The sequence below is a fragment of the Frankia sp. Hr75.2 genome (assembly GCF_949319125.1).
Classification (GTDB): domain Bacteria; phylum Actinomycetota; class Actinomycetes; order Frankiales; family Frankiaceae; genus Parafrankia; species Parafrankia soli.
In genome coordinates this window covers 73,714-98,453 of sequence record NZ_CASGGV010000222.1, presented here as the reverse complement: position 1 = coordinate 98,453, position 24,740 = coordinate 73,714, and the positions used below count along the sequence as shown (strand labels likewise).

The following is a 24,740-nucleotide window of genomic DNA, read 5'->3' as shown; positions in this document are numbered from 1 at the left end:
ACGGCGTCTGATCCGACACATTTAGGTGAATGCGAGAATTCCTCGAACCGGCTCTCCGACACCCGTCAGCCAATACGGCCCGCCCCGGCCAGAAAAATCGGATCGAGAGCGAAGGAGGCGGATTCCAGTCCGGACCATCCGACCATAATCGCCACCGAAGATACCCGAGGACCGCCCGTAAAAATAAGGCTGATTCGGTGCGGCGCACCGGTTCCAGCGTCCGAACGAATAGTTTTCAACCCCCGCAACCGCACCAAGCCACCGCCGGCGACTCGAGTCTTTCCGGCACGACCGCAGCAGGTTGCCCATATGACAGCACCTGGATTAGGCGATATCTTTTTTCGCAGACAGCGAAGAGTCCATATCTGGCGACCAATTTCCCAGACGGCGGTGGTCACACAGAATCCGGCGCAGACCGCACAGGCGGCGCCTCCTGAGATCCGCAGCCGGAAACCCGCGTTCCTCATATTCGTGCGCGGCGCGGCGCGATGTCGAGGAAAACCGGGATGCAGAAGCAGACCGGACCGGTGCGACGACGTCAAGTGTCAGCGAGACGGCCCGGCATGGTGGTCATGTCCCGCGCGCTGCGCAGGGACAGTACACGACCGGGCCAGGTGCACGAAGTCAGGCCGAGGAGCCGGCGGCGTTCTGCAGGGGAAGCAGCACCAGATGCGGGTCCAGCGCGGTGGGCACGAAGCCGAGGTGACGGTAGAACGACTGTCCGTCGGGTGCGGTCGCGTGCGCGCCCAGCAGCGGGGTTCCGACCATGCGGCGCACCGTGAGCGCCCGCATCGTCGCGTCGCGGACGAGCCGGGCACCGACCCCCCGGCCCTGATAGCGGACGTCCACGGCCAGCCGGCCGACGAGCATCATCGGGACTGGGTCCACGGGCCGGCGGGAACGCCACCGCGAGGCCGTGCCGACGCGCTCGGCCGCCGCGGTCGCCAGGCAGTAGTAGCCGGCCACGGTGGAGCCGTCCAGCAGCACGAACGTGCTGGTGATGCGTTCGCGCTGGTGGTCCTTGGCGTGGTGGCGCAGCCAGCTGTCGAGGACGGGATCGCCACAGCCGAACGCGACCGTGTCGTGGTCCTCCACCAGGGCCGACGGCTTCGTGAACGGCACGGGCCGAATCCTTCCAGGCATGGTCGATCTCGTCGTGGGGTCGATCTACCGGGATCGACGGGGGCAGCCGGGGCGACGGGCCTGCCGCCCCGTCAGGGCAGGTGGAGCTCGTCTACGGAGACACAGGTCCCGCCTACTCCTGGCCTGGCTCCTCGTCGAGCAGCTTGCGCAGCCGCGGGTTGTCGGTGGGTGGCGCCTGCAGCATCGCGTCCAGTTCGGCCCAGGCGGTCTCGGAGACCCTGAACAGCCGACGGTCGGCGAGTACCTCGCGGGCGTAGCGCCGCATGCTCTCCACCGCGAACAGCTCCAGGCTGAGGCCCTCGGCGTCCGCGGCGGACCGGATGATCTCGGCGTCGTCGGCGGGCAGGCCGAACGTGATTCTCTCGTCCTCAGCGGAGGTCATGCTGGCAGTTTGCCGTCCCGCTCCACGACATGCGACGCCGGGCCCCACGTCGCTCGTCACACAATCGGGCAACCGGGTGGAGGGCCGAAAAGCACCGGTCACGGAGCATGGTCGGGGCATGTTCGGACCGCTGCGCACCGGGGCATCTCCCTACAGATCATCCATCCGGGACCAACCCCGACGAAGGAGCCGTGAGGACCACGATGGCCGACCATCCAGGGGCACGATCGTCACCGGGACGACGTCCGGGGGCGTGCACGCCCGGTACGGGCCGGACGGCATGTGACCACCGCGCGGAGGAACTGCGATGAGCGACGGTGTGGGCACGGGCCTGGTCGTCGTCCTCGGCGTGATCGCCGCAGTAGGTCTGGTGCTGGTCGCCGGCACCTTCTACCTGCTGCGCCGCTACCGGTTGCCGCTACACGGCGTCGCCGCGACGATCGCCAGCCTGCTCTACGTGATCTCCCCGGTGGACGCCGTCCCCGAGATCCCGTTGGGGCCGGTGGGCCTCGTCGACGACCTCGCGGTGATCCTCGGGGCGCTGTTCTACGTCCGCAAGCTCGTCGACGCCCGCCGGCCGGGGCCGGCGGAGCTGGAAGTCCCGGGCCGCGGTCGGGGCCGCGGCCGTCACTAGAGCCCACTGCGGGGCACGAGAACCCGCAGAGCCCGAACAGGCGGGATGCGGGCGTGCCCGTCGGGCCCGTCCGGAGGAGAGCGGGCGTGGTGCCCTCCTCCGGACGGACCTGATCAGACCAGATCGAACCCAGGTCAGATCAGATCAGCGAGCGCAGGACGTACAGCAGGATCCCGCCGTGGCGGTAGTATTCCGCCTCGCCGGGGGTGTCGATGCGCACCACGGCCTCGAACGAGCTGTCCCCCGCCTGCACGGTGATCGTCGGGGTCTTCTCGTCGACGTCGGCCAGCCCGGTGATGGTGAAGGTCTCCTCACCGGTGAGCCCGAGCGACTCCGCCGACTCGCCGACGGGGAACTGCAGCGGCAGCACACCCATGCCGATCAGGTTCGACCGGTGGATCCGCTCGTAGGACTCGGCGATGACGGCCCGAACGCCCAGCAGTGCGGTGCCCTTGGCAGCCCAGTCACGCGACGAGCCCGAGCCGTATTCCTTGCCCGCGAGCACGACCAGCGGCACGCTCTCGGCGGCGTACTTCTGGGCCGCGTCGTAGATCGCCACCTGCTCGCCGTCGGGGAGGTGGCGGGTGACGCCGCCCTCCACGCCGGGCACCAGCTTGTTCCGCAGCCGGATGTTGGCGAAGGTCCCGCGGATCATCACCTCGTGGTTGCCGCGGCGGGAGCCGTAGGAGTTGAAGTCCCCCGGGGCGACCCCGTTCTCGGTGAGGTAGCGCCCGGCCGGCGAGTCCTTCTTGATGGAGCTGGCCGGCGAGATGTGGTCGGTGGTCACCGAGTCACCCAGGTAGGCCAGCACCCGGGCGCCGACGATGTCGGTACGCGCGGACGGCTTGGCCGCCATCCCGTCGAAGTACGGAGGACGGCGGACGTAGGTCGAGTCCTCGACCCAGCCGAAGGTCTGCGACACCTCGCCGCCGTCACCGACGGGCAGTGCCTGCCAGCGCTCGTCTCCGGAGAGGTCGGCGTAGCGGTCCGCGAACATCTCCGAGGTGATCGAGTCGCCCACCACCTGGGCGACCTCGGTCTCGCTCGGCCAGATGTCGCGCAGGTAGACCGGCTCACCGGCGGTGTCGACGCCGAGCGGGTCGGTGTCGATGTTGATGTCCATCGTGCCGGCCAGCGCGTAGGCGACCACCAGCGGCGGGGAAGCCAGGTAGTTCATCTTGATGTCGGGGCTGATCCGGCCCTCGAAGTTCCGGTTGCCCGACAGGACGCTGACGACCGCCAGGTCGGCGCCGTTGATCGCGGCGGAGATCTCCGGGGCGAGGGGGCCCGAGTTGCCGATGCAGGTGGTGCAGCCGTAGCCGACCAGGTTGAACCCGACCTTCTCCAGGTAGGGGATGAGCCCGGCCCGCTCGTAGTAGTCCATGACCACCTTGGAGCCGGGGGCCAGCGTGGTCTTCACCCAGGGCTTGCGGGTCAGGCCCTTCTCCACGGCGTTGCGCGCGAGCAGCGCGGCCCCGATCATGACCTGCGGGTTCGACGTGTTGGTGCAGGAGGTGATCGCCGCGACGGCGACCGCTCCGTGGTCGATCTCGAAGCTGGTGCCGTCGGCCAGCGTGACGGTCGTCGGCTTCGACGACCGCCCGTTGACGTCACCGGCGACCGCGTTGACCGAGATCCGGGCGACCGGCGCGTCGGAGGGCTTGTCACCGAACGCGGCCGCCGGGTCGGAGGCCGGGAACGACTCGGCGTCGGCCTCGTCGGCGCCGCCGTTCGCCAGCTCGGTGGGCTTGGCGTAGTTGGCGAGGGCCTCGCGGAACGCCGGCTTCGCCGTCGACAGCAGCACCCTGTCCTGCGGGCGCTTGGGGCCGGCCAGCGAGGGGACGACGGTCGACAGGTCGAGCTCGAGGGTGGTGGTGTACTTCGCCTCGTGGCTCGGGTCGTGCCAGAGGCCCTGCTCCTTGGCGTACGCCTCGACCAGCCCGACGAGCTCGTCGGGGCGGCCGGTGAGCCGCAGGTAGGACAGGGTCTCGGCGTCGATCGGGAAGATCGCGCAGGTGGAGCCGTACTCGGGGCTCATGTTGCCGATCGTGGCCCGGTTCGCCAGCGGGACGTTCGCGACGCCCTCACCGTAGAACTCGACGAAGCGGCCGACCACGCCGTGCTTGCGCAGCTGCTCGGTGATGGTCAGCACCATGTCGGTGGCGGTGGTGCCGGCGGGCAGCTCACCGGTGAGCTTGAAGCCGACGACGGTCGGGATCAGCATGCTCACCGGCTGGCCGAGCATGGCGGCCTCGGCCTCGATGCCGCCGACGCCCCAGCCGAGCACCCCGAGACCGTTGATCATCGTGGTGTGGCTGTCCGTCCCGACGAGGGTGTCGGGGTAGGCCAGGGTGCCCTCGGCGGTCTCCTTGGTGAAGACCACGCGGGCGAGGTGCTCGACGTTGACCTGATGCACGATGCCGGTGTTCGGCGGCACCACGGTGAAGTTGTCGAACGCCGCCTGGCCCCAGCGCAGGAACTGGTACCGCTCGCGGTTGCGCTGGAACTCCAGCGTCGCGTTGAGCTCGAAGGCGTCCGGCCGGCCGAAGTGGTCGGCGATGATCGAGTGGTCGATCACCATCTCGGCGGGCGCCAGCGGGTTGATCTTCGTGGAGTCCCCGCCGAGCGCGACCATCGCCTCGCGCATGGCGGCGAGGTCGACGACGCAGGGCACGCCCGTGAAGTCCTGCATGATGACCCGAGCCGGGGTGAACTGGATCTCCTGGCTCGGTTCGGCCGCCGGGTCCCAGTCGGCCAGCGCGCGTACGTGGTCGGCGGTGATGTTGGCGCCGTCCTCGGTGCGCAGCAGGTTCTCGAGCAGAACGCGGAGGCTGTACGGCAGGCGGTCGGCCCCGGGCACCGCGTCCAACCGCCTGATCGTGTAGGTGCGATCACCTACCGCGAGTCTGCCGGTGCTGCCGAAGCTGTCCATGGCCTTCGTCTCCTCCTCGTCACCTCACCCGCTCCTCGTCCGCGGGGAGGTCCGACACCAGCAGCGATCACATCCGGTCGACACCGTGACTCGCCACGGTTCGGCCACCTCGTCCCATCCTGGCACTCTCAGGGGTGACGGCGGTGGCTGGAACCGTCGGTCACGTCCGGCGGGGGCCGGTGGGCCTGTGACCATCGCCTCCCGGACGCCGGTGTACCCCACCGGAATCCGCGCCGCATTTAATTAGCAAGGCTAAAAATATCAGGTGGTCCGTCCGGACGCGCGCCTCACGCCATGCAGCCGGGCAGAACGGGACGATAAGGGTGCTGGCGACCGGGGTGGGATGTCCCACCCGGCCGGGGTCCACCTTGGACGGGTCCAGCTCGCGGAGAGCGCCCCGTCGGAGACGGGCCCGCCTCGCGGCAGGCGCTCCTCGAGAACGGACCCGCCCGCGGAGAAGCGGGCCGCACACGCCGGCTACGACCAGACGGCCGTGATGTCGCGCTGCCAGTTCTCCATCGTGAACGGGGACCGCCGCAGCCGCCGCATCGCCTCACGGCGCTCGTCCATCGTGGGCGGGACGACCGCCAGATCGGCCGCGGTGTTGGCCCAGATCTCGTTGGGGGTGCCCAGCGGCAGCATGGTGATCCCGGGCAGCACCCGGGCGATCTCCCCCACTCCCGGCAGGTCGGACGACAGCACCGGGGTCCCGACCGCGCAGGCCTCGAGCACCACACTCGGCAGCCCCTCGCGCAGCGAAGTCACCAGCAGCAGCGACGAGGTCACCAGCAGCTTCGGGATGTCGAGCCGCTCGCCGATGAACTCGACCCGGTCGGACACACCCAGACCCCGGGCCAGGGTCATCAGCCGCTCGGTCTCGTCCTCGGTCTGGCGCCCGATGATCCGCAGGCGGACGTCGAGCCCCCGCGCGCACATCGCCGCGACGATCTCGATGGCCCGGGCCCGGTTCTTGACCGGGTCCGGGCGGGCGACGTGCAGGACGGTCAGCTGCGGTGTCATGGCCTCCCCGAACTCGTCGAGTTCGGGGAGGTCCGGCATGGGCCGCTGGCCCGCGATGGCCACTCCGAAGGGCTCGAGCTCGACCCCGTTGTAGATGACCCGGCACCGGGGGTCGAGCCGCCAGGTCTCCCGCCACCGTCCGCGCATCGCCGCCTCGCTGGCCGCGAGCAGGTCGGTGGCGAACGCGTCCAGCAGCACCCGCCCCACCATCCGCTGGAGGCGGCCGCGAAGGCTCTCGCCGCTCTGGTCCGCGCCGCTGAAGAAGTGCGCGACACGGCGCGGCACACCGGCCGCCCGGGCCACCGCGAGCACCACGCCCGAGAAGGTCGCCACACCCGAGTGGACGACGTCCGGCCGGACCGAACGCAGCAGCCGGTAGAAGGCGAGCGGGAACCTCAGGCCGGCGCGGCAGTAATGGACCTCGCCGCCCAGTGCCCGGATCTCGTCGTCCAGCGATCCGGGGGCACCCGAGGTGACGCAGAACAGCAGCCGGTACTCCTGCGGGTCCAGGCGCCGCAGGAGGTTGACCGCGCGGATCACCTCGCCCGCCCGGTCCATCCTCGGGAGCACCTCCAGCACCGTCACAGGCCTGTCGCGGTCAGGGCGGGCGGGCGCGGGGTCCACCCGCCTCCCGACCGACGTGCGCTCGCGGTCGTTTCCCGAGCCACGGTGCTCGCCATTGCCGGCGGGCCTGTCGACCGTGATGGGCCCAGCAGTCCGGTCGCCGTCCACCGTGCGCCTCGCCCTCACCTGTCGACCGAGCCCGTCGAGCGCCGAACCACGCGCACCAGCCACCCGCGGGCGCCACGCATCCCCCTGCCTCCCGTACCCCCGCCGCCCGTACCCCTGCCACCAGTCGGTCTGCCGCCGGTCCATCTGCCACCCATGTGCTCTGGTTGCCTCCGTCGTGGTCACTTTCCGCGCCGTACCGTTCACCCGCAGCCGCCGGTCCGGCGCGGCACTCCCGCCTCGTCGAGCGCACCGGGCCAGCTCAACCCGTGGCGATACGTGCCCGCCGGGGAACAGGCGAACATCGCCGCATCGGCGCTCCGACGGATCCGAGACTCCGTGGTCATGAGGACTCTCCCCAGCTCCCTCCAGGACACCCGGCAACCTTCGCCAACCTACAGAGAGAGTTCTACTACACAGAGTCACGACACTCGGGACCTCGGGACGACCGAACAGGCGGGGCGCCCCGCGACAGCCGCAGGTCACCCCCTCACGGGTCTCACAGCGACTCGATGAGGGCGCGGCGCGGCGCGGAACGTGGTGCTGGAACGACCACCCTGACCGGCGAGTCGGTGGCCGCCGCCGGTACGTCGGCCGTCGAGTCGAGTGCCGGGCCGGGTAGCGCTCCAGTCTGCTCACGATCCGCCGGCGCACCGGCGGCACGAGTCGACGCGGCCGGCAGCCATCGGCGCGTGTCGAGGACGGCCGTGGCGTGACGCATCACCAGCTCGCGACAGAACGCGTCGTGGTCGACCAGCACGATCACCAGGTCGGCCGCCGCGATCTGCGCCGCGTCGGCGTCCACCAGTGCGACCCGTCCCGGCGCCTGCGCGGGGTCGACGTGCGGATCGGCCGCGAAGACCCCGGCGCCGAGATCGGCCAGCAGCGCGGCCACTCGCGCGGCCGGCGACTCACGGGAGTCACCGGTGTTCCTCTTGTAGGCCAGTCCGAGCAGAAGGATGCGGCTGCCGCTCACCGAGCGTCCGCGCCGGTTGAGCATGTCGATCACACGACGGACCACATGGTCCGGCATGTGGTCATTGATGTCGTTGGCCAGTTCGACGAACCGGAAGCTGCGGCCGAGCCGTCGCCGCACCCGCCAGGACAGATACGACGGGTCGATGGGCAGGCAATGGCCACCGGCGCCGGGGCCGGGCCGGAACGGCATGAACCCGAACGGTTTGGTGGAGGCGGCGTCGATCGCCTCCCACACATCCACCCCCAATTCGTGCGCGAACATCGCGAGCTCGTTGACCAGGGCGATGTTGACGTGCCGGAAGGTGTTCTCCAGCAGCTTGGTGAGCTCGGCCGTCCTCGTCGAGGCGACCGACACGGTACGGTCCACCAGCGAGTCGTAGAAGGCCCGGACCGCCTCGAGCGAGGCGTCGTTGACACCGGAGACGACCTTCGGCGTGTTCTCCAGCCGCCAGGTCGGGTTTCCCGGGTCGATACGCTCCGGGGAGTAGCCGAGCCGGAAGTCGTCTCCGGCGGTGAGCCCGGATCCCTCCTCCAGCAACGGCCCGAACAGTTCCTCGGTCGTCCCCGGATAGGTGGTCGACTCCAGCACCACCGTCGCCCCCGGTGTCACCAGCGGCGCCAGGCTGCGGGCCGCCTCGACGACGTAGCCCAGATCGGGCGCGCCCTCCCGCAGCGGGGTGGGGACGGTGACGACCGCGACCTCGAACCCCGCGGCCGCCGCGAAGTCGGCCGTCGGCTCATACCGCCCGGAGTCGAGTGCCGCGGCGAGCCGGTCCCGCGAGACGTCCTCGACGTACGACTCGCCGGCGACCAGCCGCTTGACCCGCGCGGCGTCGACGTCGACGCCGACCACCCGCCAGCCGACCTCGACCGCACGCATCGCCACGGGAAGACCTACGTACCCCTGGCCGACCACCACCAGCTTTCCCGAAGAAGTCATGAACCTATTGTTACTCATTAAACACTGTCAGCTACGCAACGCGATTACGGTGTGTCACGCTCCGCGATCGGCTATCGGTGCTGCCAGCAGGAGGTCGGACGCGGCCGCCGCCTGCCCACGCGGGCGGACTCCGCTGCCATGACGAGCCCGGCGTCCGAGGGTCCGCCCGAGCACCGCGGAGATCCGCCGGCCCGCGTGTCCGTCCCACAAATCGGGACAACGCGGCGATGGCGGCCGCTCGAGCACCTCGAACGCGCCCGCGATGATCGCCGCTGGAGAACAGCCCACCACCCGGTTCGTCCCTTCGGCGACCGTGATCGGCCGCTCGGTGCCCTCCCGCAGGGTCAGACACGGAACGCCCAGCACCGTGGACTCCTCCTGGACACCACCAGAATCGGTGAGCACCAGTCGCGCGCCCATCTGAAGCGCGACGCAGTCCAGGTAGCCCGCCGGCCCGAGCGCCCGAACCCCGTCCGGTAGCCGCCCGGCCAGGCGGCTGGCGGTACGCGGGTGAACAGGGAACACCAGCGGACAGCGGCGCGCGATCTCGCCCAGTGCCGTGAGCAGCCCGTCGAGTACCGCCGGGTCGTCGACGTTGCTCGGCCGATGCAGTGTCACCAGGCCGTACTCCCCGGAGGTCAGGCCCAGATCGGCGAGCACAGGGCGGGAGCGGGCCCGCTCCCGGCAGGCGAGCAGCGTGTCGACCATGACATTGCCCACGAGGTGCACCGACTCCGGTCGCGCGCCCTCGGCGAGGAGATGCTCGACGCCCTCGGGGCTGGGGGCGAACAACAGGTCCGACACCCGATCGGTGACGATCCGGTTGATCTCCTCGGGCATCGCCCGGTCACCACTGCGCAGGCCGGCCTCGACGTGCGCGACCGGGATGTTCGCCTTCGCCGCGACGAGCGCGCACGCCAGCGTCGAGTTCACGTCGCCGACGACGATGACGACATCGGGTGACAGGCGCGCCAGCAGCGGCTCGAACGCGGTCATCACGGCCGCGGTCTGCACCGCGTGCGACCCGGATCCCGCCTCCAGGTGGTGGTCGGGCCGCCGGAGCCCCAGATCGGCGAAGAAGACCCCGCTCATCGTCTCGTCGTAATGCTGCCCCGTGTGCACGAAACTGGTTCGGGCGCCATCGGCCGCCAGCGCGTCGAGAACGGGCTTCACCTTGATGAAGTTCGGCCGGGCGCCGGCGATGACGACGGCGTGCAGGCCGGCCGCGGTCACGGTGTCGCCGTCCGATCGCGCGCAACGCCGCCGACCACACCGCCGACCACACCGCCGACCGCGTCGCCGGTCCGGGTCGGAGCGGCCGGCCGGGCGGGCGGCGCGTTTCCCGGCCCCGCCGTCCGCGCCGCCGGTATGCCGACCGCGTCCACCGGGTCGGTGGCCGCCGGCTCCACCGAGTGCGGAAGGCCGGTGCCGAGGCTCGCGGCGGCGGCGAGCGTCGCCCGCGACGATGCGATCAGTTCGGCCGTCACCTCGGTCGCGCCGCCGCGGCACATCCGCAGGAACGCGCCGGCCGCCGCCCGGTGTCCCTTGTCCTGCGCGCCCTTCCATCCCGAATCGCCGTCGACCACCAGCTCCCTGAAGTCGTCGATGCGCAGGTGACGACGACCGGCGAGAGCCTCGATCATCTCCTTCCGGCAGGCCCGGGGACGGGCGGAGCTGTACGCGATGGTCGACAGGCTGCCGTCGAGGTGCCGCAACGTCACGGCCAGGTCCTCGGCCAGCAGCGCCTCACCACCGCGGCCGGGCAGCGCCGTCGCCACCTCGACCCGGCTGCCCGCCAGCGTCGCGCAGGTGTCGACGAAGTGGCAGACCTCGCCCAGCAGACGGCCGCCCTCGCGCCGGTCGCCGTACCAGTGGTCCGGGGGTACCGGGCCGGCCGCGACGCGGTAGACCAGACCCAGCGGGCCATCCCGCTCGGCCAGGCGTCGCCGAGCCTCGACGACCGCCGGGGAGAACCTGCGGTTGAGACCCACCATCAGAACGCCGCCGCCGACGGCTGCCGCCTGCTCAACCATCTCCAGGTCGGCCAGGTCGAGAGCCAGCGGCTTCTCGCACCACACGTGCCGGCCCCGTTCCAGCGCCGCGGCCGCCAGCCGGGCATGCGTCGAATGCGGCGTGGCGATCACCACGACATCGATGTCATCGTCGTCGAGCAACTGGTCGACCCCGGTTGCGGTTCCCTGGAACCCGTGCCGGTCGGCGAAGGCACGAGCCGACCGGCCGCTCGCCGACGCGACCCTGACGAAGTGATCGAAACCGGCGTCCCGGAAGGCCGGCAGCAACACCGAGCCGGAGAAGTTCCCGGCGCCGATCCAACCGACGCGGCTACCGCGGCGCCCACCGGGCGCACCGAACCGACGCGCCGTCCGACTCGCGCGCTGTCCGGCTGGCCGCGCCTCCCCCGGACCGCTCTCGTCGGTCGGTGCGGTCCCCGCCGCCCGCGACGCGACCTCCACCGGCTCGGCGCGGCGCGGGTAGTCGAACCGGATGGCCAGGTAGGGCTCTCGCCGGGTCGACACCAGGTCGTAGGCGGTCGCGGCCTGCTCGAGCGGGAAGGCATGGGTGACCAGATCCGCCACGGACAGCCGGCCGGCGGCGAGCAGGTCGAGCACCGCCTCCTGGTTGCGGCCTTCCGTCCAGCGGACCTGGCCCGCCGGGTAGTCCACTCCCCACTCCTCGTAGCCCCGCTCGTACCGGCCGGGACCATACGACCGCGCGAAGCGAAGGGCGAGCTCCTTCTCGTAGAACGGCGCGCGTGCCAGGCCCAGTGGCACATCCCCGACGACGACGAGCTGCGCCCTGTCGCGGGCGAACTCCGTCGCCCGCATCACCGGGTCGCCGGACCGGCCCGCCGTGCAGATCAGCACCGCGTCCGCCCCTCGCCCCCGGCTCCATTCCCGCACCGCGGCCGTGGTCGCGTCGCCGGACTCGCGCAGCGCACGCACACCGGTCCCGGCGGCGGTGGTCAACGGCAGCTCCGCGAGATCTACTCCCGCCACGTCACATCCGCTGGCCAGCGCGATGCGGGCGGCGAGCTGACCGACGAGGCCAAGCCCGACGACGACCACCTTCGCTCCCGGACCGACCTCCGCCAGACGCAGCCCGTGCAGCGCGATGGCGGCGATGGTCGCGAAGGCCGCGTCAGCCGCGGGGACCCCTTCCGGCACCCGCGCGCACAGCAGGCCGGGCACCGCCTGGAACTCGGCATGGTTCGCCCATCCCGCGCCTCCGGTGGCCACCAGGTCACCGGGCCGGATGGTGTCGACCGCGGAACCGACACGGACGGCCCGGCCGGCGCCGCTGTAACCGAGGGGCATTTCGGCGGCGAGCCGGTCGCGAACCGAGCGGAGCGCCTCCCCGATGCCGTCCGTCCTGGCCTTCTCGGTCACCCGACGGACAAGGTCAGGACGGGCCCTCGCCTTGGCGAGCAGCCCGGACCGGGCAAGAGCCGTGACCGCCCGCTCAGTACCAGCGGAGACGATCGTCGCGGCCGTCTCCACCAGCACCTCCGTCGCCCCGATCGAGGGGATCGGGGTCTCGACGACCCGGACATCCCCACCGCCGGCGACCTGGACCACCTGCTTCACCGGAAAACCCGGCCCATCGCGGGCGCGTGCCGCACCGAAGATCCGTGGCTCCGCGCCAGACCCGACACTCGCACTCGTATCATGCAACCGACTGTAGTTGATCCATTACATTCAGCTGCGGATTTCCGTACCGCTCTCGCCCGCGTCGCACCGGAGCCACCCGTACAGAGGCGACGGAATGACCAGGTTGGAGCAACAACATGAGCGGAGCGGCGCAAGGAGCGTGACCAGCGCGGCGATACAGGTCACGCGCGTGACGACGCGCCAGAAGCTGGACACACCTCAGCCACGACGAAGGCTGGGGAATCGCAGGTGACCTCTTGCAGAAGAGACATCACTGCATCTCACCGCCGTCGCACAGGACGAGTAGGGAGAATCCACCGAGAACGCGGGCGGTCAGGTGTGGCGACAGCCGGAAGGCGGCCTTCCGGGGTATCCGCGCCACTGCGCGTCTCCTACCCGGTCGGTCGAGCTCAAGCGCACCAGGAGTATATCTCTCGTCGAGGACCCGGTAGCCAGCGTCATCCAGCGTCGCGAGCGCCGTCTCCCGGCAGAAGTAATGAAGGTGGCCAACGTGACGCCGGGCATGCAGTATCGGTTCGACGCGGAGCAGAGCCTGAGCCGACAGATCGAGCGGGATATGGAAAACAAATCTGTCCGCACGCCCGCGGAACGACCTCAGGAAACCGAGGTAGTCCTCAATGTGCTCGAACAGGTCGACCATCAGGACGAGGTCGAAATGCTCGACCTGGTCCAGCTTCTCGGTGTTAACGAATTCGATCTCCCTGGGCGACAGTCCGCGAGCAGCGTCGAGAACCTCGTCAGAGGTGTCCGTGCCGACCAGGCGCTCGGCGGCGGGAAACTGGACCGCCAACTCGGCGAGCACCCTTCCGGTGCCACATCCGACATCGCAGACCGACTTCGGATCGATTCCGTTCCGGCGCAGGAGATGTCCGATCTGGAGCGCCTTCCATGCCCCGTCCCCGTCATGCCAGTCCGGATTTCTCGCCCGGTACGTTCCATTTCTGTAGATGTTGTGGTCAACACTCACGGGGCATCTCCTCCAACCGGTCCAGAGACTCGGGACGCTGCCCGCGGAAGAGGTTCGGTCCAGGTGCAGCCATATGAACGTGCTCCAGTGTCCCGACGACGGCCTTGTCGATCAGATCCGCCTGGCGCCGTGGATTATAGGAGGCGAACAGCCTCTTCCTCAGATCCTCGACACACCCGTCCCGCCGTGGGTTGTCGATCCAGTAGAGGACCGACTCCGCCATGGCCGGGATATCACCCACAGGAAAGATGCGGGCAGAAACCATGTCCTCCAGGATCTCGAACTCCGGAGTATGATGTTCAATTCCAGAGCACGTTACGACCGGAACGCCGTACGCCAGGCTCTGCAACGCCGACAGTCCGATCTTCCGGGGCGCCAGCGTGACGACGGCACGCCGATGGGCCGCGGCGATGACACCTTCGTCGTAGCAAGCGCCGTAGAAGACCACCTGAACTTCGGGATAGGACTTTGCGATGCTCTGGAGCCGCGGAAGGTCCGGACCGTCTCCGATCACCAGGTAGTTCACCCCACGTCCTGAACCCTGTAGCAGCGCCAGCGCGGCGATTGCCTCGTCGACCGCGCGCTCCCGGGTGATCCTGAAGCAGGACAGGACCAGCGGCAGCTCCGGGTTCGCAAACAGATCTGACACGAACCGTGAACTCGACTCGTCGTCGGTGTCTGCGGCGGCGGCCAACTGCCTGTCCAGATCAAGGCTGTTGTAGATCACATGAAGCCGGTGGGGATCTAGACCGTGTTCCATCGCCAGTCTGCGGCCGTGCTCACCGTAAAGCAGCAGTCCTGCCGCCAGACGGTAGAACGCCAGGCGTACGTGCAGTCGTGCACCGGACTCTCGCCGCCGCCAACCATGGGTCCAGAGCAGGACCGGGGGACCTCCCAGCCGGGACAATGCGGCGATGAGCCAGGTGGACAGATAAGTCCAGTCCCCGGTCATGACCAGCAGGTCGAAGTCATGCTCGGTTCCCCTCCGAGCCGCTCGCACCCGACGTAGCGCATCGGCAACGAGACCGTGTTGCCAGTGCACCGGGCCAAACGAGCGCGTGCGGATCCGGTGGCCCCGCTCAAGCACGATGGAGGTGTATCCGGGGATCGGGATCCTGGTGTCGCCGAACAGATGGTATGTGGGCCCCGTCCTGGCCAGCAGCTCGCGATACAGCGCCGCACGGTAGTTCGGAAGGTACGAAGCGATGACCGCGACCTTCGGGTGGCGTTCGGACTGCCCCGGGGGATCGTCTGCGCTCACAGGACGCCGACCTTTCGGTAGAATTCGTCTACGCGTGCCAGCGTTGCCCTCCGCTCGGCCCGTTCGGCAACAAGATCTCGGTTGATACTCCTGGCATGTTCTCGTATTTTCTCTCCGGTCAGCGCCTCGACCACCAGCGCGCCGAGTTCCCTCGGGTCCGCAGGGTCGAAAAGCAGCCCGTTCACCCCGTGATCAATCCACTCACGAACCGGAGCTATGTTTGAGGCCACCGGGAAACAACCGGTTGCCATGCACTCCAGCAGTGTGTTTGGAGTTCCGTCGTGAAAGCTGGGCGACACGGCGAGATCCGCCGCAGCGAACAGTCCGGCCATCTGGCCCGGGGACTGCCGAGGGAGAAGCCTGCAGAACTCACCGATCTTCAGCTCGTCCACCAGCGTGGTGATCCGCCTGTCGCCCGATGAGTCGACCAGAACGGTCACCGTTCCTGGAACTCTGCGAACGATCTCGGGAACTGCTCGGCACAGTGTGTCCACCCGAAGCCAGCCCCGCTGACCACGAGGACTTAGCACGACGGGCGTGTCGTCGGCGATGCCGAGGCGGGACCGGGTCTCACCCCGCAGCCGGTCCACGTCGGAATCGGAGGGAAGTTCCAGGCCTCCATTGCCTGGAAAGATTCCGGTGGGTCGGCCTGGTTCGAGTCCCCAGGTGCCTGCGAGTTCGACGTCACGCTGGCAGTCGGCGATCAGAGCATGAGACATTCCGACGGCTCTTCGGGTCAGTCCGCCAAGCAGTCGGTTTCCCGCCGCGTGCAAGGTGAAGTCGGTTCCCCAGGCAGACAGCACGAGTGGGCTGGTCGGACGGAGGTAGCTGGCGTACATTCCTTCGAATGGTATGCGCAATGCGTGCACCACATCAGGAGCGAACTCCTCGATCAGGCGACGACCCTTGCGGGCCTGGATCGGCAGATCGAACGGGCCCACATGGGCCCGGAGATATTCGACCATGGGGTTCGATCTACGCAGCCTGGATGCACCGGTGCTCGCGCGAGGTGACCCGGAGGCCCGAGTCAACCAGCTGAGGCCGATTGGAACGCATTCGACGCGGAAGCCCGCTTCCGGCTCGGAACCAACCGGATGAGAGGATACAATCAGGCACTCGTGGCCAAGGCCCGCTACCCCGCCGATCCAGGAGCGTGCGGTTACGCTCCTGAAGTCCGCGATGAAGGCAATGCGCATGGTCGAGCCTTCCTCCGTTCACTGGTAACGCATCGTTAACTATGGATGTCGCGCACTCAGTGAGACTGCGTTCGGCCGGAGACCGTTCAAGGGCAGCGCCTCCCTGACGCACCAGGTTCTCGCATTCCGTGAGCACTCACGCGCACGATACGTGACCGCACCCGCCTTCCGGCGCCAGTGGTCGCCTCGGCGTGTTGGGTCCAGTCCGGGCGGCTCCCGAATGAAGGGAGCAGAGACCACCTGCGCCGCCGCTACTCCAGCCAGGATTTCGCGACCAATTGAGATATTTTGTCGGCGGCCGGGGTGGCCGGGGCGGAATTCCGGGTGCAGCGGTCCCGAGCGGGCGGGCGCCTGCACGGGTGAAGCCGCATGTCCGCCCGGATTCGCCGAACCGTTCGAGGTTCCGACCACGGTGCAGGGTTTCAATCCAGCCCCTGTGCGCTCGCCGTAAGATTCCGCGCCACGGCGAATCGGATTCCAACCGCCAGGACGACAAGGGTCACGACAGCAGTCGCCACACTGACTGCACCGGCGCCAACGGCCCCATGGTCCCGCATTACCGTGGGCGCGAGGAGAAGTACACTGCCGATCGTGGCTACTCGGGCGGCGACGCCCGGCCAGACAATAAGCAGGCCACGAAGCAGCCGGATCTCGATGTCGACCAACGAGAACAAGGTACCGCCGACGATGACAAGTATCACGGTCTTTCCAACGTCGACATATCTCGGCCCCAGAAGGAGCGGAAACAGCACCGGCATCAGGAGACAGATCGGAAGCGCCATGACGAACGATGCGACAATACTCAGGCGCAGCTGACGGGAAAAGCTGCTCGCCTTCGCTTCCTGGGCATCAACAGAGCTCACTCGGACGAGGCCGACGGTACTTACCGCGTTGCCCAGGCTCTTCATGGCCACCGACATCGGGAGTACCGCGCCGTAGGTGGCCAGACCCGAGGAAGAAAGGAACGCGGTTGCCATGACCTGATCGAGGCGTCCGGAGAACACGTTCAACAGCGCCGTGGCGTGAAAGCGCAGGCCACGGACTGTGATGCTTCGGATCATGCCGCGGTCAGCGCGCCGGACAGGATGGAGGAAGTTTCGACGGAAATAGAACCTTTGCGCCAGGACCGTCGTGTTCCCCACGAACCGTGCCGCCAGAAAGAAAGCGACACTGCACCATTCCGGCCGCAGCACCAGGGGCAGCATGAGAGCGAGCGGAATGACATTTGTCCATATCAGTTGCCGATTATAGTCCCCGAAGCACTCTAGTCGCTGCTCGAGGCTCATTATCCAGGAGGAGAGGAAGGAGACGACGACCGACAGGCTCAGGATCGTGACGGTTATTCTGTCTCCGTCCGGCAGGATCGTTGCCACGATCCAGGTGACGGCGCCTGCGACGAGGGCCAGCACGGCCACTGGTATCACACCGGAGCTGTAGATATTGACCACATCCTCGTGGTCGAAACCCCGGGTGGTGACAAGCGCGTCGGAAATACCGCAGGAGAACAGGGAGGGGATGACACTGCTGTAAATTACGAGCTCGGTCAACAAGGCGAACTCGTCCGGCGCCAGAAGACGGGCGACGATCGTCGTCAGGGCAAGCCCCAGAACCTGAGTGACCAGCGTGGCGGAGTATATCCGAGCAACCGGCGAGCGCCGCACCCTGTCCGCTCTGGTGACGGCGGGTGCCAGCGCAAGGGAAATTTCCGCGCGAGTCATCGCTATGGCTTCGTCGCCTCTACAATGAGACTGTCCTTCCGATGCTCGATCAGCGTCAGATCCGGGAATTCACCTGTCTGGAATTGCCGACGCTGCACGTCAATGAATCCTGCTGAAGTCAACAGCTCCCGGAGCAGACTCTCCGTCGGCTGCCACCGGTGCATTGATGACCCCGCTCTCCGCCGCAGCCACTGCAGGAAGCCAGGCGGACTGTCGGGGTGTGAATGCAGGCGCTCGTTGAAGATGCGCCCGTTGGCACCCGAGAACGGCGCGGACAGAAGCTGCTCCGCGAACGCCTGGGCGTCAGGAAGCGCCAGCCGGATCGTGCCGCCGGAGCGCAGTACACGGAAGCATTCCGCCAGCACGGCTTCGGCCTCCGTGAGATACAGATGCTCAAGTGCGTGCGAGGAATATATGGCGTCCACCTCGGCCGGTTCGTACGGTAGGGGGCGCCGTATGTCGCGACGGACGACCTCCCGCGGCCACGTGTTCAGATGGGACGATTCGATGATTCCGGCGCGAAACAGCAGCTTTCTGGCGCCACCCAGACGCTCGAGAAGGATCGTCGGGGATCGGTCGATACTGGTCCAACCCGGCACGGTCTTGGGGCCGGATCCCAAGTTGAGACGGACAGGCCACACGGTTCCCACAGTCACGAGGTCTCCCAGAGATCACCGTCGGCTCAGCCGCCGACGAAGCCCGAAGGGCGCGAGTTCTTCGGTCGTCCTCGCCGCCCGGTCGAACGGCCCGCCCACCACTCAGTCTGTGAACGAGCGCTTCACGCCAGTGTCTGTGCGCGCAGTCGGTTTACGGAACAAGGAAAGGTGCGTGTCGGATCGACGCCCGGGCCATCCCCTCGACCGCTACCTCTTCCGCCAGTTTCGGTGGACAGACCGCGGTCATCACGGCGCTTCACGACAAATGGACGTGGCCTGCGGCGACGCCGAGATTCCGGCACTCGCGTAGGAACCAGCACGCGAGATGTGCGGGCCGGAGGCGCCGGCGCCTCCGAAGGCGGTCGCGGCTGTCCCGGATGCGGTGCCAGCAGAGTGGCTACCGCTCGAGCGACACGCCGTGATGCGCTGACAACGCCACACAGGAGCAGGACACTCCGATACTGTTCAGCTACAGAACGCGACCGATCTATCGGTTTCTTAGGACTCCCGTGTGCGCGCACTCGACCGAATCAGCCTCAACCCATCACCTTCAGCAGATCGTCTCTGGCCGTAATCCCGAGAGGGCCGACATGACCGCATCCGCCCCCGATCTGTTCCCAGTGCCCGACCAGGTCCGTCGCGGCAGCGACCTGGCGAAGATCCGGCGGTGAGAGACCTCGTCACCAGCGGGAGTGGCTTCCTGGGCAGCCGGGTCGCGGCGAGGGAGCCGGCGATGGGGCATGGCCTGACCGGCCTGGCGAGGAGCGGGAGCACCACGGCGGCGATCGACGACGTCTCCCCCACCTCGACCGGCGGCCTCGTGATGAACAGCGTGTCGCTCGGCCTCGGCTACGCGGACGGTATCGCCGCCGCGGCCCACCGGTTCAGGTCCCGGCGCGGGGTGGCCGAACGTGATCCCGTCCACACTCCCAGGCCGGTCGCGGACGAGATCGTGCAGGCGGCCACGGCATCGTGCTGACAACGCCGCCGGTAGATCTGACAGATCGCGGACGCCGAGGGTATGAACACCGCCGCCCGCCCCAGGATGCCGACTGCCGCGGCCGCGGTCACGCGGCCGGCCGCGGCGGTCATCCGGGCCAAAGCGCGGCGCAATGAGTAACTACGCCCTGGATCTGGAAGTCGGCTACGCCAAGCGGAGCTGGCCGACCTCAGCGACGGCCGCCGTGGATGCGCCAGCCGGGCGAATGCCGAGGAGCCTGATCTCAACGACCGGGTTGCTTGGTTTTTTCACCCCGCTGTACATCCTTCCGGGGGTGTCCCCGCACTACCTCGATGCCGCCCGAACCGTCCTGCTCCTCGCCGTACTGGCGCGGCTGTTCCTCGTCCAGGGTTTGGCGATCAGATCTCCCCACATCGGTTGGATGCTGCTCGCACTCGCGTATCTCCTGTCCGGGACGGCCAACTGGGATCGATCAACCGCATCCTTCGCCGCTCTCACCGTGCTCGCGGCGACCGCCGGCGAGACGATGGCCAACAATGGGGAGACATTCCGTTTTTTTGGTGGGTACAGGCTCGCCGCCGTGCTGAGCGCGGCGGCGACGGTCGCCGAAGCCGCCGGACACGCTGTCGTGACGACGCCGGTTGTGCAGTGGCAGGGCGTCAGCGGCCTGTCTACTCGGTCGACGTCGCTGGCCTTCGAGCTCGCCATCGCGATCCTCATCTGGTTCTGGCAGGGGCCACGTGGCCCGCGGCTGCTGCTCTGGCCGGCTGAGGGACTGTTGCTGATCGGAGCGCTTGTCATGTGCGGAGGCCGGGGTGGCCTCGTGGCGCTCTGCCTCAGCATCGCCGTGTATCCGCTCATCGCGGGCGCCTGGCGCCAGGTTCTCGTGACCACGCTGATCCTGTCCGGGGTCGGCACGGCGATCTTGGTGTCCGGACGGACTCCGCTCACGCTGACCCGCCTCATGGGCCAGCCAGAACGAACCGACGTCGCCCACGACTCGTATTCCTCGGGGCGGACGGACCTGGCGATGGCCGCGCTCGACGCCGTCCCTGACGCGATGCCGTTCGGCGACGGCTTTGCCACGCGGGTCGCACCCATCAATGGGGAATTCCCACGGGCGCCGCACAACGCGCTGCTCGCCGTGACCCTGGATGCAGGAGTGCTGGGATGCGTCGCAGCGGTGATCCTGCTCGTCGCGGGCGCACGCGGCGCGCTGCCCCGGCGCCGACGTCGCGTCCCGACCAGCTTCGTCATTCGAACGATCCTGGTGACATTACTGGTGCGCTCGATGCTGGAGGGCCAGGGTGTGCTGACGGGCGGCGCCGGAGTCCTGGTCTTCAGCCTGCTGCGGCGACACACATTCTTGATGGCGGGCCTCGCGGATCGTGATACGTCGCGGCGGCGCCACCACCGTGGCAGGGCGAGAACATCATGGCCAGACCGCCGACCGTTGACTGGATGGGGTGGAGAAACGCGATGAGGCCGATGACAACGACCGCGAAACTCCTCGACGCGCGCCGGTGGCGAATCCGAGTGCTGTCCAGGGCGTTCCCGCTACTCTGGCGGCCGGACCCCGGGGCCGGCTCGCTCCAGATGGTCCGGCTCGGTTCCACCTACGGCGGCTGGTGGGTACCCGACGGAGTGCTCGACGTCGACGCGGCATGTTACTGCGCGGGGGTCGGGACCGACATCAGTTTCGACCTGGCGCTGATCACTCGATACGGCGCTCGGGTGTGGGGGCTCGACCCTACGCCGGAGTCGGTGCGGTGGACCGCCGAGCAGGACCTCGACCCACGGTTCACGCACCTGCCGGTGGGCGTGGCCGGCAGTTCCGGTCACCTGCGCTTCTACGCGCCGAGCGATCCGCACCACGTCTCACATTCGATCAAGAACCTACAGCGGACCTGCGACTACTTCACAGCGGAATGCGCCACTATCCGAACAATCATGGATCGAGTCGGCCACGACCACCTCGACCTGCTCAAGCTGGATGTCGAGGGGGCGGAGCACGAGACCATCAGGACACTCCTGCGTGACGGCATCCGGCCGCGTGTTCTGTGCGTCGAGTTCGACCAGCCCGACCCTGTGCTCTCGACAGACAGAACGGTTCGCGCGCTGCGCTCCGCCGACTACCGGCTGGCCAAGGTCGACGCCTTCAACATGACCTTCGTTCAGGCCAGCTGTGTTCCCTCCGCTGCCGCCCGCTCGGCATCCGCCAGCACCCGATCTCCGTGAATCGGTCCTGGCCCGCCGCGCCAGCCAGACACCCACACTCGATTCTTGCAACCGACAGTAGTTGATGCACTACATTCAGACACGCACAGCGGATCTACCGAGCCGCTGGAGAGCCAGACCCACCTGTGAGCGACCTGTCTTCGCCGGCGTCACGCGCCGGCCGGGTCGTCACGGGCCAAGCCCCGAGGGAGCGACATGGTCGGAGCGGGAGCGGCGGCGTTGCTGGTAACCCTCGCGGCCACGCCGGCCGTGCTCGTCGCCATGCGACGTCTGGCCGCCATTGACGACGTCAACGAACGTTCCTCACATCAGGTGCCGACGCCGCGCGGTGGCGGGGTCGCGGTCGCTCTCGGCCTGTTCGCCGGCGTCCTGGTCCTCGTGGTCACCAGCGGCCGAGCCAACGCACCCGACCTGCTCCCGATGACCGTCGGGGTGACTCTGTTCGGCCTCATCGGCCTCGCCGAGGACATCGGCGGCGACGTGGGTGGCATCACCCCCCTGCGCCGGCTGGCGTTGCAGGTGCTCGCCAGCCTTGCGGTCTCCACCGTGCTCCTGATCAGCGTGACCCTCGACGCCGACCCACCGGCACCGCTCCTGCTGGTCGCGGCGCTGGTCGGCCCGCTGTGGGTGACGGGTTTCGTCAATGCCTTCAACTTCATGGACGGGATCAACGGCATTTCGGCCGCACAGGCCGCGATCGCCGGCCTGGCCTTCAGTGTCGTCGGCCGTATGCACGACATGCCCTCTTTGGTCGCGGGCGGGGCGGTCATCACCGGCGCCGCGATCGGGTTCGGTCCTTTCAACTTCCCCCGGGCGCGCATTTTTCTCGGCGACGTCGGCAGCTACACCCTGGGGGCCTGCCTTGCCGTACTCGCGCTGCAGGGCGTCGTATCGGGCCTCCCTCCGGACGCGGCGGTGGCGCCGCTGCTGCTCTACCTGACCGATACCGGCATCACCCTCATCCGCCGGGTCCGGCGAGGGGAGCGCTGGTATCTCCCCCATCGGACTCACATTTACCAGCAGCTCACCGATGTCGGATGGACGCACACCCGGGTTACGGTGACGGTCGCCTGCCTCGTCACGGTGATGTCGGGCCTCGGGCTCCTCGCCGCACGGGGCGGCACAGGTGTCCGCGTCGCGGCCGACCTCGCGCTGCTGGCGCTGATCGTGGGTTACTCGAACGCGCCTCGAATCGTCGGGTTCACCCGCTCGCGCGCCCGCATCGGACGGGCGGCGGATCCAGTGCTCGCCAAGACCACGTCTATCACGCTCGCCCATACCACACCGGTAGACGTCACACCGCCGGAGAACGGTACGGGCGGACTCGTTCTGCCACATCAGCGGCAGACGGACGATCCTCGGCTCAGCACCGATTCCACCGAGCCCGCCCAGAGCGCCCGACCGACCTGAAAACAAGATTCCGGATCTTATCGCCGGCGGAAACGCCGCACCAGATCACCAAGGGGCGACACGCAAGCGGCCTCTCCGATTCACGGTCACGACAGGAATACGATCAGAATTGCTACGGAGCGATTTCGCCCAGGCCGTCGGAACGGTGAGAGGTTGACGTAGTGCCACGTGACTCCTTCAGAATTCCGCGCCGCATCATCGTGCCGTCCCGGGCCGCACCCGTCGATTCTCCGACCGTACGCGGCGGCCCCGGCCACGCACAGACGGGTGGGCCCGCACGCGGCCGGGCGCCGCGGGTGCTGCTCGTGACCCACTACTTCCCACCCGAGACCGGTGCGCCGCAGGCCCGGCTCTCCGAGACCGCACGCGCGTGGACGGCCGACGGACTGGACGTCACGGTCCTCACCGGCATTCCGAACCATCCCACCGGCATAGTGCCGGAGGCGTACCGGCGGGTCGTGCGCAGGCTGGAGCAGGGCGACGGCTACCGGATCGTGCGGACCTGGCTGTACGCGACCCCGAACGAAGGGGTGGTCCGCAAGACGCTCGGCCATCTTTCCTTCATGGCCAGCTCGGTGGTGTTCGGCGCACGCGCGGCCGGACCGGCGGACGTGGTGGTGGTCTCGTCCCCCACCTTCTTCTCCCTCGGATCTGCCTGGATCCTGGCCCGGCTCCGACGGGCACGGCTCGTCGTCGAGGTCCGTGACCTGTGGCCGGCCATCTTCGTCCAGCTCGGTGTCATCACCAGCCCACGGATCATCGCAGCGCTGGAGCGGCTGGAACTGGCTGCCTACCACGCCGCGGACGCCGTGGTCACGGTCACCGAGGGTTTCCGTGCGGACATCACGCGGCGCGGCATCCCGGCCGCCAAGGTGCACACGATCCCGAACGGAGTGGACCTGGCCCGCTTTCGGCCGGGGGTGGCCGCGCCCGCCGGCCTGCGCGAGCGGCTGGGTGCCGGGCCTGACGACGTTGTGGTGCTTTACCTGGGTGCGCACGGCATTTCCCAGGGACTTACCACGATCGCGGACGCCGCGGCTGTGGTGGCGGAGCGGGGAGTACCGGTGCGTTTCGCCTTCGTCGGGGAAGGCGCGGACAAACGGCGGCTGGCCGCGCATGTCGCCCAGCTCGGGCTGACCAACACAACGCTGCTGCCCGGGGTGCGCCGCGACGAGGTGCCCGGCCTCCTCGCGGCGGCCGACATCTGCCTGGTTCCGCTGCGCGACGTGCCGCTGTTCGAGACGTTCATCCCGTCGAAGATGTTCGAGATGCTCGCGGCCGGTCGCCCGGTCATCGGGTCGGTCCGCGGCGAGGCAGCCCGCATCCTGATGGATGCGGGCGCGCGGGTGGTGCCGCCGGAGAACGCCATCGCGCTGGCGGACGCGGTCATCGAGATGGCTGGAGACCCAGACCGCCGCGCGGCGATGGGACGCGCCGGGCGTGCGCACGTCGAGGCTCACTTTGATCGGGAGGTGCTGGCACGCCGCTACCGCGACCTGATCCTCAGCCTGCTGCCCGATGCCGGCGGGCGGCCGGGCTCGGTTCCACCCCAGGTCTCCCGCACGCGGGTGGGTCCCCAGATGACACGCCCTTCAACTACGATGCGCAATCGTTGACCACTCAGGGTGATATTTTGGCGGCTCGTCAAGGCACACCTCGCCGAGATCCGTGGTCCAGCACCAGGCTCAGTTCCGTACCCCGCCGCGATCACACCGGCCCGATCCGAAAGACGACATGGCCGCCAGAGACCCCGCACCCCCAAGCAGGACCGGCGACCCGGAACTCATCGGGTACTCGACCTGGTCGCCCGATCGCATCCTGACAGCGGTTCTCAGGGGTATCTCCCCGACGGACATCCCGGGTGACTTCGTGGTGACAGCCCGCTG

General features: G+C 68.5%; 19 protein-coding genes. 6 read left to right on the top strand and 13 right to left on the bottom strand.

Going from position 1 to position 24,740, the window contains the following annotated elements:
- Nucleotides 1-624: 624 nt before the first annotated feature.
- Together AC559T_RS16145 and AC559T_RS16140 are read right to left on the bottom strand one after the other, a co-directional pair.
- A complete protein-coding gene (locus tag AC559T_RS16145) occupies nucleotides 625-1,122 on the bottom strand; it encodes a GNAT family N-acetyltransferase (RefSeq protein WP_020459772.1) in 498 nt (165 codons plus the stop codon).
- Nucleotides 1,123-1,255: 133 nt separating this feature from the next.
- Complete coding sequence (locus AC559T_RS16140) at nucleotides 1,256-1,525, bottom strand: type II toxin-antitoxin system TacA family antitoxin (protein WP_041253986.1); 270 nt, start codon at nucleotides 1,523-1,525, stop codon at nucleotides 1,256-1,258.
- Between the two features lie 307 nt (nucleotides 1,526-1,832).
- Between AC559T_RS16140 and AC559T_RS16135 the strand changes: the two genes are divergently transcribed.
- Nucleotides 1,833-2,159, top strand: coding sequence for a YkvA family protein (locus tag AC559T_RS16135; protein ID WP_368954245.1), 327 nt, complete (start codon nucleotides 1,833-1,835; stop codon nucleotides 2,157-2,159).
- 139 nt (nucleotides 2,160-2,298) lie between these two features.
- Here AC559T_RS16135 and AC559T_RS16130 read toward each other — a convergent pair whose 3' ends face one another.
- The 11 genes from AC559T_RS16130 to AC559T_RS16080 all read right to left on the bottom strand — a co-directional run bounded on the left by AC559T_RS16130 (nucleotide 2,299) and on the right by AC559T_RS16080 (nucleotide 18,245).
- Nucleotides 2,299-5,091 (bottom strand): aconitate hydratase, encoded by a 2,793-nt coding sequence (locus AC559T_RS16130; protein ID WP_498869268.1) that lies wholly within the window; start codon nucleotides 5,089-5,091, stop codon nucleotides 2,299-2,301.
- Between the two features lie 477 nt (nucleotides 5,092-5,568).
- Nucleotides 5,569-6,735 carry a glycosyltransferase gene (locus tag AC559T_RS16125; protein ID WP_498869267.1) on the bottom strand — a complete coding sequence of 389 codons (1,167 nt, stop codon included), beginning with the start codon at nucleotides 6,733-6,735 and terminating at the stop codon, nucleotides 5,569-5,571.
- Between the two features lie 308 nt (nucleotides 6,736-7,043).
- The gene (locus tag AC559T_RS16120; RefSeq protein WP_165938503.1) at nucleotides 7,044-7,187 is read right to left on the bottom strand and encodes a hypothetical protein; all 144 of its coding nucleotides are present in this window, start codon (nucleotides 7,185-7,187) and stop codon (nucleotides 7,044-7,046) included.
- 152 nt (nucleotides 7,188-7,339) lie between these two features.
- A complete protein-coding gene (locus AC559T_RS16115; RefSeq protein WP_498869266.1) occupies nucleotides 7,340-8,758 on the bottom strand; it encodes a nucleotide sugar dehydrogenase in 1,419 nt (472 codons plus the stop codon).
- Nucleotides 8,759-8,812: 54 nt separating this feature from the next.
- Nucleotides 8,813-9,991, bottom strand: a complete 1,179-nt coding sequence (wecB, locus tag AC559T_RS16110) for a non-hydrolyzing UDP-N-acetylglucosamine 2-epimerase (RefSeq protein WP_112106873.1) — start codon at nucleotides 9,989-9,991, stop codon at nucleotides 8,813-8,815.
- A complete protein-coding gene (locus AC559T_RS16105; RefSeq protein ID WP_498869265.1) occupies nucleotides 9,988-12,363 on the bottom strand; it encodes a bi-domain-containing oxidoreductase in 2,376 nt (791 codons plus the stop codon). The genes wecB and AC559T_RS16105 overlap by 4 nt, the downstream gene beginning before the upstream one ends.
- A gap of 334 nt (nucleotides 12,364-12,697) precedes the next feature.
- Complete coding sequence (locus AC559T_RS16100) at nucleotides 12,698-13,414, bottom strand: class I SAM-dependent methyltransferase (RefSeq protein ID WP_498869264.1); 717 nt, start codon at nucleotides 13,412-13,414, stop codon at nucleotides 12,698-12,700.
- Nucleotides 13,404-14,675, bottom strand: coding sequence for a glycosyltransferase (locus tag AC559T_RS16095; protein ID WP_498869263.1), 1,272 nt, complete (start codon nucleotides 14,673-14,675; stop codon nucleotides 13,404-13,406). The genes AC559T_RS16100 and AC559T_RS16095 overlap by 11 nt, the downstream gene beginning before the upstream one ends.
- Nucleotides 14,672-15,871, bottom strand: a complete 1,200-nt coding sequence (locus AC559T_RS16090) for a glycosyltransferase (RefSeq protein WP_498869262.1) — start codon at nucleotides 15,869-15,871, stop codon at nucleotides 14,672-14,674. Before AC559T_RS16090 ends, AC559T_RS16095 begins: the two co-directional genes overlap by 4 nt.
- A 422-nt stretch (nucleotides 15,872-16,293) precedes the next feature.
- Nucleotides 16,294-17,589, bottom strand: a complete 1,296-nt coding sequence (locus AC559T_RS16085; protein WP_498869261.1) for an oligosaccharide flippase family protein — start codon at nucleotides 17,587-17,589, stop codon at nucleotides 16,294-16,296.
- 2 nt (nucleotides 17,590-17,591) lie between these two features.
- Complete coding sequence (locus AC559T_RS16080) at nucleotides 17,592-18,245, bottom strand: class I SAM-dependent methyltransferase (protein WP_498869260.1); 654 nt, start codon at nucleotides 18,243-18,245, stop codon at nucleotides 17,592-17,594.
- Between the two features lie 667 nt (nucleotides 18,246-18,912).
- Between AC559T_RS16080 and AC559T_RS16075 the strand changes: the two genes are divergently transcribed.
- The 5 genes from AC559T_RS16075 (at nucleotide 18,913) to AC559T_RS16055 (ending at nucleotide 24,470) form a co-directional block, all read left to right on the top strand.
- Nucleotides 18,913-19,224 (top strand): hypothetical protein, encoded by a 312-nt coding sequence (locus AC559T_RS16075; protein WP_498869259.1) that lies wholly within the window; start codon nucleotides 18,913-18,915, stop codon nucleotides 19,222-19,224.
- A gap of 205 nt (nucleotides 19,225-19,429) precedes the next feature.
- Entirely contained in the window at nucleotides 19,430-20,689 is a 1,260-nt protein-coding gene (locus AC559T_RS16070) for an O-antigen ligase family protein (RefSeq protein ID WP_498869258.1), read from the top strand.
- Between the two features lie 5 nt (nucleotides 20,690-20,694).
- Nucleotides 20,695-21,444, top strand: a complete 750-nt coding sequence (locus tag AC559T_RS16065) for an FkbM family methyltransferase (RefSeq protein WP_498869257.1) — start codon at nucleotides 20,695-20,697, stop codon at nucleotides 21,442-21,444.
- A gap of 195 nt (nucleotides 21,445-21,639) precedes the next feature.
- The gene (locus AC559T_RS16060; RefSeq protein ID WP_498869256.1) at nucleotides 21,640-22,854 is read left to right on the top strand and encodes an MraY family glycosyltransferase; all 1,215 of its coding nucleotides are present in this window, start codon (nucleotides 21,640-21,642) and stop codon (nucleotides 22,852-22,854) included.
- Nucleotides 22,855-23,150: 296 nt separating this feature from the next.
- Nucleotides 23,151-24,470, top strand: coding sequence for a glycosyltransferase family 4 protein (locus tag AC559T_RS16055; RefSeq protein WP_498869255.1), 1,320 nt, complete (start codon nucleotides 23,151-23,153; stop codon nucleotides 24,468-24,470).
- The last annotated feature ends 270 nt before the right edge of the window (nucleotides 24,471-24,740 follow it).

Coding starts and splice junctions, on each gene's coding strand:
- AC559T_RS16135 (WP_368954245.1), top strand. CDS start 1,833: ATGAGCGACGGTGTGGGCACGGGCCTGGTCGTCGTCCTCGGCGTGATC.
- AC559T_RS16085 (WP_498869261.1), bottom strand. CDS start 17,589: ATGACTCGCGCGGAAATTTCCCTTGCGCTGGCACCCGCCGTCACCAGA.
- AC559T_RS16120 (WP_165938503.1), bottom strand. CDS start 7,187: ATGACCACGGAGTCTCGGATCCGTCGGAGCGCCGATGCGGCGATGTTC.
- AC559T_RS16130 (WP_498869268.1), bottom strand. CDS start 5,091: ATGGACAGCTTCGGCAGCACCGGCAGACTCGCGGTAGGTGATCGCACC.
- AC559T_RS16140 (WP_041253986.1), bottom strand. CDS start 1,525: ATGACCTCCGCTGAGGACGAGAGAATCACGTTCGGCCTGCCCGCCGAC.
- AC559T_RS16065 (WP_498869257.1), top strand. CDS start 20,695: ATGACAACGACCGCGAAACTCCTCGACGCGCGCCGGTGGCGAATCCGA.
- AC559T_RS16115 (WP_498869266.1), bottom strand. CDS start 8,758: ATGACTTCTTCGGGAAAGCTGGTGGTGGTCGGCCAGGGGTACGTAGGT.
- AC559T_RS16060 (WP_498869256.1), top strand. CDS start 21,640: ATGGTCGGAGCGGGAGCGGCGGCGTTGCTGGTAACCCTCGCGGCCACG.
- AC559T_RS16090 (WP_498869262.1), bottom strand. CDS start 15,871: ATGCGCATTGCCTTCATCGCGGACTTCAGGAGCGTAACCGCACGCTCC.